General features: G+C 37.8%; 7 protein-coding genes. 6 read left to right on the top strand and 1 reads right to left on the bottom strand.

Going from position 1 to position 13,318, the window contains the following annotated elements; translation table 11 throughout:
* The first annotated feature begins 83 nt into the window (after positions 1-83).
* The 6 genes from HM987_RS04675 (at position 84) to HM987_RS04650 (ending at position 6,405) form a co-directional block, all read left to right on the top strand.
* Positions 84-818, top strand: coding sequence for a Tim44 domain-containing protein (locus HM987_RS04675; RefSeq protein ID WP_179005687.1), 735 nt, complete (start codon positions 84-86; stop codon positions 816-818).
* Between the two features lie 112 nt (positions 819-930).
* Entirely contained in the window at positions 931-2,583 is a 1,653-nt protein-coding gene (locus HM987_RS04670) for a serine hydrolase (RefSeq protein ID WP_179005685.1), read from the top strand.
* A 176-nt stretch (positions 2,584-2,759) separates the two neighbouring features.
* Complete coding sequence (locus HM987_RS04665; protein WP_179005683.1) at positions 2,760-3,437, top strand: carboxypeptidase-like regulatory domain-containing protein; 678 nt, start codon at positions 2,760-2,762, stop codon at positions 3,435-3,437.
* A 12-nt stretch (positions 3,438-3,449) separates the two neighbouring features.
* Positions 3,450-4,457 carry a transglutaminase domain-containing protein gene (locus tag HM987_RS04660; RefSeq protein WP_179005681.1) on the top strand — a complete coding sequence of 336 codons (1,008 nt, stop codon included), beginning with the start codon at positions 3,450-3,452 and terminating at the stop codon, positions 4,455-4,457.
* A 108-nt stretch (positions 4,458-4,565) separates the two neighbouring features.
* Positions 4,566-5,645, top strand: a complete 1,080-nt coding sequence (locus tag HM987_RS04655; protein WP_179005679.1) for a serine hydrolase domain-containing protein — start codon at positions 4,566-4,568, stop codon at positions 5,643-5,645.
* A gap of 181 nt (positions 5,646-5,826) precedes the next feature.
* Entirely contained in the window at positions 5,827-6,405 is a 579-nt protein-coding gene (locus HM987_RS04650) for a Crp/Fnr family transcriptional regulator (protein ID WP_179005677.1), read from the top strand.
* Positions 6,406-6,639: 234 nt separating this feature from the next.
* Here HM987_RS04650 and HM987_RS04645 read toward each other — a convergent pair whose 3' ends face one another.
* The gene (locus HM987_RS04645; RefSeq protein ID WP_229724598.1) at positions 6,640-13,137 is read right to left on the bottom strand and encodes a T9SS type A sorting domain-containing protein; all 6,498 of its coding nucleotides are present in this window, start codon (positions 13,135-13,137) and stop codon (positions 6,640-6,642) included.
* Positions 13,138-13,318: the final 181 nt, after the last annotated feature.

Below are 13,318 nucleotides of genomic sequence, written 5' to 3'. Positions count from 1 at the left end.
TAGAGCCAAGAGTCAAGACTAAAAACCACTTTGTTAATTCAGAGTGGTTTTTTTATTAACTTTAGCTCATAAAACTGAATGATATGAAACCACTTCACAAAAAAATACTATTAACTATACTTATTATTGGCTTCTTATTCTACATTGATCCTGTTTATGCAGGCCCTGGTGGCACTATAGCCAAAGGTCTATTTAAAACTTGGTGGGGAAAATTAATTTTGTTTGCACTTTTCATTGTGTTCTTTCCTTTAATCGTTTACACCTACACGGTTGAATTTTTTGCGGTTAAGAAAACTAAAAAGCAACTCAATCAAATTGGACTAAAGCATAAGGATTTTTCATGGCTGAATCTTGATAAAAATGTACGAAATGTTTTTAGACGTGTATATCTGGCTTGGGACAATGAAGACATGAAAGAAGTCTCAGAATATGTTAACCATTGGTATTGGCAGAACCAACAGACGGTTCATTTAGACAGATGGAAACAGGAAAACCTTAAAAACGTATGTAAATTAGATAAAATTAAAAGTGTAAAACCACTTTACTTAGAGCTGACAGATAACGAAAAACTAGAAGGCTCTAAAATTGCATTCGTAATTTCAGCTGACATTAAGGATTATTTAAAAGACAGAGAAACACATCGTATTGTACAAGGAAAAAATGAATTTGGAGATGAAGAGAAAATCTGGATTATGGAATACACCAATGGTAAGTGGCTTTTGGACGATATTAGAGAAGGAAAATTCAGTTTGGCTTTTGCCAAAATGAAAAATGTAGTTCCAGAATTCCAAACCACTGCGAACTTAACGGCAAAATAATTTTTTTCAACATCTTAAACGTCATTTAAAACCACTTATAATCAAAGTGGTTTTTTTTGTAACTTATAATTTTAAGAATCGTCCTATAAGTAGTAATCAATCCATAGAAAAAATGAAAATCAACCACACCTTTGCCTTATTGTTGTTTAGTTGCCTGTTTATTACAACTAGCAAGGCCCAAGATTTAACTCAAAAATTTGATGATATTGTATTTGAATCCTACAAACCAGATGAACCAGGTGCGACCATTTTAGTAGCCAAAGATGGTAAAGCTATTTATAGAAAGGCCATCGGGAAATCCAGTTTAGAATTGGATGTCGATATGATTCCAGAAAACGTTTTTATGCTGGCGTCTATTACCAAACAATTTACGGCAGTTGCCATTTTAATGCTTGAAGAAGAAGGCAAATTAAGTTTAGATGATTCCATTACAAAGTTTATTCCAGATTATCCTACGCACGGTAAAACTATAACTATACATCATCTCCTTAATCACACCTCAGGAATAAAAAGTTATACCGATAATGAAAATTTTAGGGATTTTGCCCGTATCGATAAAACACTAGACGAATTAATCGCTACTTTTAAAAACGAACCTATGGATTTTGATCCAGGAGAAGCCTTTAAATACAATAACTCGGGTTATATCTTACTCGGCAAAATCATTGAAGTCATTTCTGAAGACACCTACGAAAATTTTATTGAAAACAATATATTTGAGCGTTTAGGTATGACGAATTCAAGTTATGGAAACACCAGTGAAATCGTTAAAAACAGAGTCAGACCGTATGAACAAAATGACAATGGTTATGTTAATGCCAGTTATTTAAGTATGACCTTGCCTCAAGCCGCTGGTTCATTGACATCTACCATTGACGACATGCTAAAGTGGCAAAATGCGCTAACCAATAACACATTGATCAAAGCAACAACTTTGGATAAAGCTATAAATGGCTCAACCCTAAATAATGGTGAACACATTACTTATGGTTATGGTTGGGGCGAAATGAACCTTAAAGGGTCTAAAGGCTATTCTCACAGTGGTGGTATTTTTGGCACTTCTACCAATGGAATTTATCTCATAGATGAAGGTATTTATGTCATTGGCTTAAGTAATTGTAGCTGCAAGGACATCGGCGCAGTCACCCAATCCCTTGCTGCAACCGCTATTGGAAAACCGTTTCCAACGATGAAGGATGTGGTTAAATTATCTGAAGCTAAAATGAAACAATGGGTTGGTGCTTATGAATTTGAAGATGACGTCATTCGACATATATTTATGGAAGATGGTCAACTTAAAAGTATGCGCGAATCCGAATCCAATACGGTTTTTGATATTTATCCACTTTCCGAAAACCGTTTTATGTTTAAAGATGGAGCAATTGAGTACAAGTTTTCAAAATCCGCAAATGGAAAACGTGAAACCATTTTTATCACTGACACCGAAAGTGTAGGAAAGGAAGTTGACAAACCAAAGCCTGAAGCCAGAAAAGAAGTGACGCTGACCAATGCCGTTTTACAACCGTATGCAGGCAAATACCAGTTAGGCCCAAATTTCAATGTTCAGATTACGGTTGATGGTAATCAAATTTTTGCCCAAGCCACAGGGCAAGGTCAATTTGAAATTTTTGCGGAAAATGAGACTGAGTTTTTTGCTAAAGTGGCCGCGATAAAAATCAAATTTAATAAAGACACTTCTGGAAATGTAGAGAGTTTTACGATTTATCAAAGTGGCAATGAAACACTTGCAAAAAAAATGGAATAGTCAACAATTTTGACCTAAAAGTACGACCACTTAGTTAGTTCTAAGTGGTTTTGTTTTTTACAAACTCAATACAAACGACACTACACTCATCAAAAAGCATCGTTTACTGATTCCTCATTTTTAATCCCTTAATTGATGTCTAGTTTTGATATGTACTAACTTTAAAACTTTATATCATGAAAAATCAATTTAACCTAGACATCAAAACGCCATGCCAAGAAAACTTCAATCAACTTGCTCCAACCTCCAATGGCGGTTTTTGTGGTGCTTGTGAAAAAGAAGTCATCGATTTTACAAAAATGAATGCTGAAGAAATCGTTACGTTCTTTAAAAACAAATCCAATCAAAATACTTGTGGTAGATTTAACAGCAGTCAGTTAAGTCCAAAAACACAAATTCAAAATACCAACAAGCGCATAGGTTTTTTAAGTGGAATAGGGTTAGCCTGTTTAGCACTTTTCTCAACGTTTTCTACCCAAGCGCAAGAGGTTAAAAATGAATTAGAGCCTGTTAAAGAGGATTCAAAAATTGAAACTTCAAAATCAGAGAAAAACATGACAGTAAAAGGCACAGTGAACGAAGACGGAATACCGCTTCCTGGAGCTAACATTGTTTTACAGGGAACCGCAATAGGTACAACTTCAAACTTCGATGGCTATTTTGAATTTCCTGCAAAGCTTAAAGTTGGAGATGTTTTAGTAGTGAGCTATTTAGGCTTCGAAACACAAAAAGTGGTCATTGAGAAATCACATTCGGACTTAAAAATTGAAGTCAACATAGATATGAAAGTCGATTCTTGTATCATCATGGGCAAAGTTGCCGTGAAGCAAGTTTATAAATCCAAAAGAGATTAATCTATTAGTTTTATGAGAAATCTTTTCGTCCTTTTCATAGTTTTTTGCTTTACTATTTCTAACGCTCAAATATCAGATTTTAAAACCATCGATTTTACAAAAGCAGATAATATTGCTAAGCTGCATGAAGGTAAGAATTTAGATAATTTACCCGTGTTGGCGCACCATCTAACATCTAAACTTATAACTGATGTTGAAAAATTCAGAGCCATTTACACTTGGGTGTGCACCAATATCAAAGGGGATTCCAAGCAACATAATAAAGTGAGCAGAGCGCGTTTAGAGTTCAAAAACGATAGTTTGGGTTATATACAATGGAATGATGATTTCAAAAAAATCGCTTTTGAAAAACTCTTGAACGATAAAAAAACCATGTGTACAGGCTATGCTTACCTCATTAAGGAATTGTGTTTCATAGCCAATATTGAATGTAAAATTGTTGATGGCTATGGACGATCTTTTGAAACTAATGTTGAAAAACTGGAATCCATAAACCATTCTTGGAACGCCGTAAAACTCAATAATAAATGGTATTTGTGCGATGCGACTTGGTCTAGTGGTTATATGATCAATGGTCGTATTTTTGTAGCAGACTATAATGATGGTTACTTTTTAACAGATCCTAAACTCTTTGCTAAAAACCATTATCCTATCCAGAAGAAATGGTTTCTTAACGACACTTTGAAAACCGCAAAATTCATAGCAGAACCGATTGTTTATGGAGAAACGTTTAAACAAAAAATAATTCCGATTGGGCCAACGACATTAAAATCCACAATTAACAAGAATGAAGAAATCACATTTAACTTTAAATCTTTAAAACCCATTTCCACGGATAAAATCGCTTTAGTCAAAGTTTCAGGAACAGACAAAAAACGGTATAAAATTTATGATCTTACCAATGAAAATGGATTAGTGACTTTTAAATACCGTTTTAAACACAAAGGCGTTTATGACGTGCATCTAAAAATAGACAATGACATTGTTGCCACCTATACAATCGAAGTGATTAAAACGTAGTGCTATTTATTAGAACCCTTTTCAACTTTTTAAGCTTGAATTGCATTTGCGCTTCTTTGTGATTATAATTTTTTCATCTAAATTCGTTCGAATCTATTAATTGGGATTATGTATAAAAACCTATTTACGGCAATCATTTTATTTCTTCAGGCATTTTCCGTAATCTCACAAAATAGAACGGCGTCTTCAAACACTTTGCTAAATGATTTAGTAAAGAATGAAATTGCCGTCGGTGCAGCAGGAAGTTATTCCATTAATGGCGTCGTGACTTGGGAAACCGCTTCAGGCTATGCAGATCTAGAAAATAAGGAAATTTTTACATTAGACACACAAATTAGGACCGCTTCAATCGCCAAATCAATGACGGCTGTTGCTGTAATGCAGTTAGCAGAGCATGGTTTAATTGATATCAACTTACCTATTGACACCTATATTCCTGAGTTTATTCAAAAACATAAAACAAAAATCACCACAAAACATATTTTATCTCACACGTCTGGTATTCGTGCTTACAGAAATGAAAGTGAGACTGAAAACCAAATAAATTATACCTCGCTATTTGAAGCTTATGAGGTGTTTAAAAACCGAAAACTATTTTTTGAACCTGGCACCAAATATTCCTATACAAGTTACGGCTATGTTGTTCTAGGGTTATTAATTGAAAAAGTTTCAGGTTTATCTTATGAAGCGTATATGCAAAAGTATATTTGGGATAAAGCGGAAATGACACATACAGGTATTGAAAAACGAGAAATAGAACCCAAAGCTGCAACCAAATTATATCATAGAGATGATAGAGGAAATCTTAAAAAAGCAAAACCAAACAATTTAAGCAATCGTGTTCCAGGAGGTGGGTTTTATTCGACCGTAAATGATCTTATAAAATTTGGAAATGCCCTAATTAACCATCATTTCATAAGCGAAGAGACCTTTAGCCTCATGATTGATTATAATAATTTAAAGAATGTCAATAGCCGTTATGGATTGGGATTTAGACTCTATGGAGATGAACAAAACAAAAATGAAATTATAGGCCACAGTGGTTCTCAAACTGGTACCTCAACGCAACTATTTGTAATTCCAAATCTTAAAACTGTTGTTGTAGTCGTTGCCAATACTTCTGGTTCTTCATCTGAAGTAAGTAAAGTTGCCAGAGAATTGATTGCTACATCTCAACAACACGATTAAAATCCTATTTTAGAACAAAGTGTTTGTATGTTCAGCTTTTAAGAATTATAAGACTTATCACGGTTGACATCATAAGATTAAAAATAACGGGTTAACTGATATTAAACTTATTATATCGAATTTAACATACTCATTTAAAAGGTTTTACGTACTTTACAGCTTCGTATTTATTTCATTTTAAATGTATTCTGACCAAAATGTAGTTCAAACCATATTTAAAGATCTCATTTTTACCAAAGACGAAATAAAAACTATAGCGTCCGTATTTAAAAGAGTGGATGCAGAGAAAGGTGCAATTCTGATTAAACCAGGAGACATTGTTACCGACATATTTTTTATTTACCAAGGCTGTCTCAGAACCTTTTACACGGATAAAAAAGGAAGAGAACACACGGTACAAATTGGCATAGAAGATTGGTGGATTACTGATTTTACAGCTTTTTTTTCAACTTCGAAGGCCATCATGCATCTTGAAGTACTTCAAAATGCCACACTTTACCAACTTTCCAGTGAAGACAGAGAGGCGTTGCATATTCAATTTCCACAAATACATAAATTTATCAGAAATAAACTGGCAGCTGCTTACGCTGCATTTCAAAAACGAATCTTGTCAAAATTATCAATGACTGCAAAAGAACGCTATTTGGAATTTATAAAAACCCATCCCCATATAGAGAAGAACGTAAAAAATTATCACATTGCATCCTATTTGGGCATCACAACTGAAAGCTTGAGTCGAATTAGGAAAGAATTAACATAAAATCTTCATTTATTATCATAGATCATTTTTTTTATGCCTTCATAGTGATATTTTTGCACCCCTAACCAAGGTAAATAACCCCTTATTTTCCTAAGATTAATAGCTAAGAAGCGCAATTTTAATATAATTGCGCTTTTTTTATGAAGAACCCAAGGCTACTATAAAAATATGATAAACAAAAAAAGACCATCTTTCGATGGTCTTTTCTATTACATAAGCGGTTATAGTATATCCTTATTCTAAAATTAACTTATGTGACGTTTGACCTCTTTCCGTATTTACATTAACAATGTAAACTCCAGAAGACACACCACTTATATCCATTGAATTAATTCCATTTCCTAAGGCTAATTCTTTTACTAATTTACCTGTCATAGATACAATTTGAACATTGATACTACCAGCAATGGATTCGTCAATTACAATATTGAACTGCCCCTTTGTTGGATTTGGATAAATAGTTAAAACAGAGATAGAATTGAAATCATCTATTGATAACGAAACTTGCGCTTCATAAGCACCAATATCTCTTGACACCCCAAATACAATTTGACCAATTTGATCCATAAAAACATCACTTGGATCACCAGCATCAAAAGCTGGAGAATCATTTAATAGCTGATGTGTAAACGTTGTACCTCCATTGTCTTGTAAAGGTCCTACCATAGGATCTACATCTTCAATATCATTGGTTTGTGCAGTAAATACATTTAAATCATCTGTTCCGATCAAATTATAATCGTTAGAAGTGAACATACCAGAAACATCAGAACCAGAACTCGCCGTGTTCAATGCCACAATCGTATTCTTAAGTGACACATTACTAGCAGCATCTATTCCACCACCATTTCCAGTGCTTGTATTCATGGCAATGGTAACGGCATTAAAGTCTAAACTTGTACCATTATTTGTAGCACCACCACCAGACATTGATGCTGAGTTACCTGAAATTGTACTCGTCATAACGGTTGATGTCGCTCCCGAATTATTATAAACGCCTCCACCTTCAACGGCAGAATTACCAGATACTTCAGAAGTTGTAACCGTCATATCCGATCCTCCATTCCAAAGTCCACCACCTTCAACAGCGTCATTATTTCGAACTGTTGACATAGCAATTGTAGCTGTTGCAGCTCCACCTAAGTGAAGACCACCACCATTACCTGGCGCAGCAACTGCCGGCGTAACACCTGCATTATTAGCACTTAAATCTGAACTTGTCATCTCTAAAGTACCCGCAGCTAATTCAATACCTCCACCTGCTCTATTGGCACGATTGTTCGTAATTGTAGAACCATCTACGGTGACAGCACCACCAACACTTAATAGTCCACCACCAGAACCAGAAGTTCCGTCAGCTATATTGTTATTAATTAGTGTTCCGTTTGTTACATTTAAAGTTCCTCCATTATTAAAGATACCTGCACCTCCATCGTCAGCAGCATTACCCGAGGCAGTATTACCATCAATAGTTGTGGCATCTGTAGTCATCGTTCCAGAACCGTTCCACAATCCACCACCTTCACGTGATGCAATATTTCCATTAACAGTTCCTCCTGTAAATGTTGAATTTGCCATACCTGAAATATGAAGTCCACCTCCATTTCCTGGTGCTGGAGCAAAACTACCTGCATCATTCGCATCTAAGGTTGTATTTGTAACCAACAGCGTACCATCTATAACTTCAATTCCACCACCAGCTCGGTTAGCTTCATTAGTTGTGATTACGGCACCATCTATCGTTATTGTACCATCCGTACTAAAAATCCCACCTCCAGAACCAGAAGTTCCATCAGCATAATTATTTGTGATTTGCGTTGTCGCATTCACATTCAGTGTACCTCCATTGTTGAAGATTCCACCACCACCATTGTCAGCAGCATCACCAAAAGCAGTATTGCCATCAATTAATGTACCTTCAACGGTCATCGTTCCGCCGTTGTTCCATAATCCACCACCTTCACTAGCAGCTTCATTTCCAAATACAGAACCACCTGTAAATGTTACTACAGCAGTACCTCCAGTGACATGAAATCCACCACCATTTCCAGGTGCTGGTGTCCCTGCCGAGCCATTAACGTCGTTGTTTAAAAGATTAGTATCATTTAAAAAGTCCGCTGTACCGTCAACAATTTCAACGCCACCACCTGCACGATTTGCAGAGTTGAACTCAATGTTTGAATTATCAACTGTTACAGCACCTGAAATACTGAATATTCCACCACCAGAACCAGCAGTTCCATCAGCTATATTATTGCTTATTGTGGCTCCATTTTGAACTATCAGAGTACCGCCATTATTGAAGATTCCACCACCACCATCGGCAGCGTCATTACCTGAAGCAACATTCAAATTAATAGTGGAACTATCAACAGTCATTGTTCCTGAACCATTCCAAAGTCCACCTCCTTCAGTAGCTGCAGTGTTCATATTTACAGTTCCTCCTGTAATATTTACTGTACTGTTTCCACTGATGTGAAGTCCACCACCATTTCCTGGTGCGCCCATTCCGGTTACAACTCCTGTGTCGTTTGAATCTAAGTTAACGTTAGTAAGCGTTACCGCTCCACCTCCATTAGCCTCAATTCCACCACCTGCGCGGTTAGATGTATTATCCATGATTGTGATTCCATTTGCAGTCAGTGTTCCTGCTGCATTTAAAATTCCACCACCTGTTGATTGTGCACCATCTGCAATGTTATTTGTAATCATGGTTGAACCAGATATATCAAGTGTTCCGCCTTCATTGTAGATTCCTCCACCACCAGAGGCTCCTGCTGTTTCAGCATCGCTTCCAGAGGCAGTATTACCATCTACCGTATGGTCAATAACGGTCATTACACCTGATCCGTTCCATAGTCCACCGCCTTCATTGGCAGCGGTATTCATGTTAGTTGTTCCACCTGTAATGTTCACAGCACTGTTTCCACTGATGTGAAGTCCACCACCATTTCCTGGTGCGCCCATTCCGGTCACAACTCCTGTATCGTTTGAATCTAAAGTAACATCGGTAAGCGTTACTGCTCCACCTCCATTAGCCTCAATTCCACCACCTGCGCGGTTAGATGTATTATTCATAATAGTAATTCCATTTGCAGTCAGTGTTCCTGCTGCATTTAAAATGCCACCACCAGTTGATTGTGCGCCATCTGCAATGTTATTAGTAATCATGGTTGAACCAGATAGATCAAGTGTTCCGCCTTCATTGTAGATTCCTCCACCACCAGCGGCTCCTGCTGTTTCAGCATCGCTTCCAGAGGCAGTATTACCATCTACCGTATGGTCAATAACGGTCATTACACCTGATCCATTCCATAATCCACCGCCTTCATTGGCAGCGGTATTTCCATTTGTTGTTCCACCAGTAATTGTTGCATTACCTGGACCAGTAATATGTAAACCACCGCCATTTCCAGGTGCAGAACTTGTAATATTATTATCTAAAGTAACATTTGTTAATGTTAATGTTCCAGATGCCATTGTAGAATTATCTTCAATTCCACCACCAGCTCTATTTGATGTATTTCCGGTTATAGATGAATCTGAAACAGAAACTGATCCACCAGAAACATTTTGAATTCCACCACCAGAACCTGAGGTTCCGTCAGCCACATTATTGGTGATTTCAGTTGCATTTTGAACAATCAATGTTCCACCATTATTAAAGATTCCTCCACCACCATCATCAGCGGCAGAACCACTAGCAGTATTACCATCGATTATAGTACCGTCAATAGTCATGGTTCCAGTACTATTCCATAATGCTCCACCCTCTCTTGCGGCAACATTATTGCTCATAGTTCCTCCCGTCACCGTAGCAGATGCTGAACCACTAATATGAAGTGCTCCTCCATTACCTGGGCTAGCCACTGCAGGTGCAACACCTGTATTGTTATTACTTACATTATAATTACCTGAAAAGTCAATTGAGCCATCAATTACTTCGATAGCACCACCTGCACGATTGGATCTGTTGAAAGTTAACACGGCATCCGTTATTGTAACAGCACCATCAGTACTTAAAATAGCACCTCCAGAACCTGCAGTTCCATCTGCGACGTTATTCAATATTGCTGCTGCATTACCAACTATTAAGGTTCCTCCATTATTGAAGATTGCTCCTCCACCATCATCTGCATCGTTACCCGATGCTATATTACCATCTAAAAACGATAAGCTCACATCCATGGTTCCCATATTGTTCCAAAGTCCACCGCCTTCTTTAGCAGCAAAATTATTTGAAATCGTTGAAAAACCAGACACCGTTGCGTTTGTCGTACCAGATAAATGTACTGCACCACCGTTTCCTGGGTTAGGTGTTATAGTATTTCCTAAACCAATGTCAACACCTGCAGAATTTCCGGTTAGAGTAACACCTGATAAAATCAAAGTGCCATTTGAACTATCCTCAATAGCACCACCTGCTCTACTTGCGTAGTTGCCCGTGATCGCTAATCCATTGGCTAAGTTCAAAATTCCATCCGTACTATTGAATATAGCACCACCACGTCCGCCCGGCGTTGCTCCCATGGCAATATTTCCTGTCAACGTAGTATTGGCATCTACATTAAGTGTCCCTCCGTTGTTGAAGAGACCTCCACCACCAGTAGCATCGCCATTTGCAATGTTTCCTGTGATCGCTGTACCATTTACATCCATAGAACCAACACTGTTCCAAAGTCCACCACCTTCAAAAGCGGTATTATTTGTGACCGCTCCATTATTGTAAACTACATCACCCATTCCTGAGATATGTAACCCACCACCATTTCCTGGTGCAGGACCGTTTACCACATTTTCGTTCAAAGTAACATTATTAAATGTGTATGTTTCACCTGACGCCGAATTGATTTCAATGCCACCACCAGCTCTGTTTGCTGTATTATTTTCTATGGTCAAACCATCAATATTGAGGGTTCCTGGTGTCAATGAAAAGATTCCACCACCAGAACCTAAAGTTCCTGAAGCCGTATTATTTGTAATTGTTGTTTCCGGAAGCACAACCAAAGCACCTCCATTGTTGAAGATTCCTCCTCCACCATCGTCGCCAGCATCACCTTGGGCATCGTTGCCATCGATAATCGTTCCGTCAACTGTCATTGTTCCAGAGCCGTTCCACAATCCACCACCTTCTCGTGTAGCGATATTTCCCTGTACCGTTCCATCCGTTATGTTGGAGTCCGCCGAACCTGTAATATGAAGTCCGCCACCATTTCCTGGGGCAGAACCTGTTGTATTGAAGTCCAGAGTTGTCTCAACTAGGCTAATGGTTCCCTCAATGGCTTCGATACCTCCACCAGCTCTATTAGCACTATTGTAGGATACCCAAGAAGTATCTACTGTGACATCGCCATCAGTACTAAAAATTCCACCACCTGAACCAGAGGCTCCGTCAGCTATATTATATGTAATCGTGGCTCCACTTCCTACGAACAAGGTACCTCCATTGTTAAAAATACCTCCACCGCCATTATCGGCATCATCACCTGAAGCTATGTTATATCTAACACCACCACTAATAATGTTCATCGTTCCCAAATTGTTCCAAAGTCCACCACCTTCTGAAGCGGCCAGGTTATCTTCTATTGTACAAGTCGTAAGGGATGCACTAGTAGTACCGGAAAGGTGAATGGCACCGCCATTTCCTGGGTTAGGTGTTATAGTATTACCTAAACCAATATCAACACCCGCTGAATTTCCTGTTAAGGTAACGTGAGCAAAAACTAAAGTTCCGTTTGACGCATCTTCTATGGCACCACCTGCCCTACTTGCGTAGTTGCCCGTAATTGCTAATTCGTTAGCCAAATTTAAAATTCCATCCGTACTATTGAAAATCGCTCCACCGCGTCCGCCAGGCGTTGCTCCCATGGCGATATTTCCTGTTAAGGTTGTTGCAGCATCTATATTAACTGTTCCTCCATTATTGAAAATCCCACCGCCGCCAGTAGAATCACCGGTTGCAGAGTTTTCTAATATGCCCACATTATTAATATCTAAAACACCACTTCCGTTCCATAAGCCACCACCTTCTTTAAGTGCTACGTTTCCTTTGACCATTCCACCAGTGATTGTAACATCACCAGCGCCTGTAACGTGAAGACCTCCACCATTTCCTGGAGCAGCCGAAGCTAAATCTACGCCAGCAACATTGTTAAGTATAGTAGTATTATTAAGTGTAACACCTAAACCAACACCAGAATTATCTTCAATTCCTCCGCCTGCTCTGAATGCAGTATTTGCGCCTATTGTAGAGGCATTAACAACTAGTACACCTCCAACATCATTGAAAATACCACCACCAGAACCTGAAGGGGTACCCACAATGCTGCCTTGATTATTAAAAACAACGCAACTGTTCAGCGTCACATTACTATTAGTCATATAAATACCTCCACCATTGAAAGCTCGACCTCTTGTTATTCTTAATTTATTTAGCTGAATGTTACCAGCAGTGATATTGAAAATTCTACCCAAGCGATCTCCATCAATTGTTGTTAGATCATTATTACCTTGAATAATTAAATCCTTGTCAATAATCAATTCACCTAATAATGTTACAGTAGTAACACCATCAAAAGTAATTGTACCACCAGCTGGTGTGTCTGCGATTTCATTTCGCAGTGTTCCGTCAGTTCCATCATCTGCTCCGCTGGTAACCACCTGGGCAAATGAATAGTTTGAAATAAAAAAAGTCATTGCTAATGCAATAACTATCGTAATTTTGTTTTTCATGTTGATTAGTTTTTAATTTGAAGGTTAACTTTTACATCTTTTGGGTGAGACATCAATACCTACGATAAATTCTATAGTCGGGTTTTGAAAAAAAATTACTTTAACATTTTGTTAACAGATATTATTATCAAATTGAAAATTTTATTCTTCATTTATTATGGTGTCAACAAGAAATAACCCA

The organism is Winogradskyella forsetii, from assembly GCF_013394595.1.
GTDB lineage: Bacteria > Bacteroidota > Bacteroidia > Flavobacteriales > Flavobacteriaceae > Winogradskyella > Winogradskyella forsetii.
This window is presented reverse-complemented; position numbering and strand designations above follow the sequence as displayed.

Coding starts and splice junctions, on each gene's coding strand:
- HM987_RS04645 (WP_229724598.1), bottom strand. CDS start 13,137: ATGAAAAACAAAATTACGATAGTTATTGCATTAGCAATGACTTTTTTT.
- HM987_RS04670 (WP_179005685.1), top strand. CDS start 931: ATGAAAATCAACCACACCTTTGCCTTATTGTTGTTTAGTTGCCTGTTT.
- HM987_RS04675 (WP_179005687.1), top strand. CDS start 84: ATGAAACCACTTCACAAAAAAATACTATTAACTATACTTATTATTGGC.
- HM987_RS04665 (WP_179005683.1), top strand. CDS start 2,760: ATGAAAAATCAATTTAACCTAGACATCAAAACGCCATGCCAAGAAAAC.
- HM987_RS04655 (WP_179005679.1), top strand. CDS start 4,566: ATGTATAAAAACCTATTTACGGCAATCATTTTATTTCTTCAGGCATTT.
- HM987_RS04650 (WP_179005677.1), top strand. CDS start 5,827: ATGTATTCTGACCAAAATGTAGTTCAAACCATATTTAAAGATCTCATT.
- HM987_RS04660 (WP_179005681.1), top strand. CDS start 3,450: ATGAGAAATCTTTTCGTCCTTTTCATAGTTTTTTGCTTTACTATTTCT.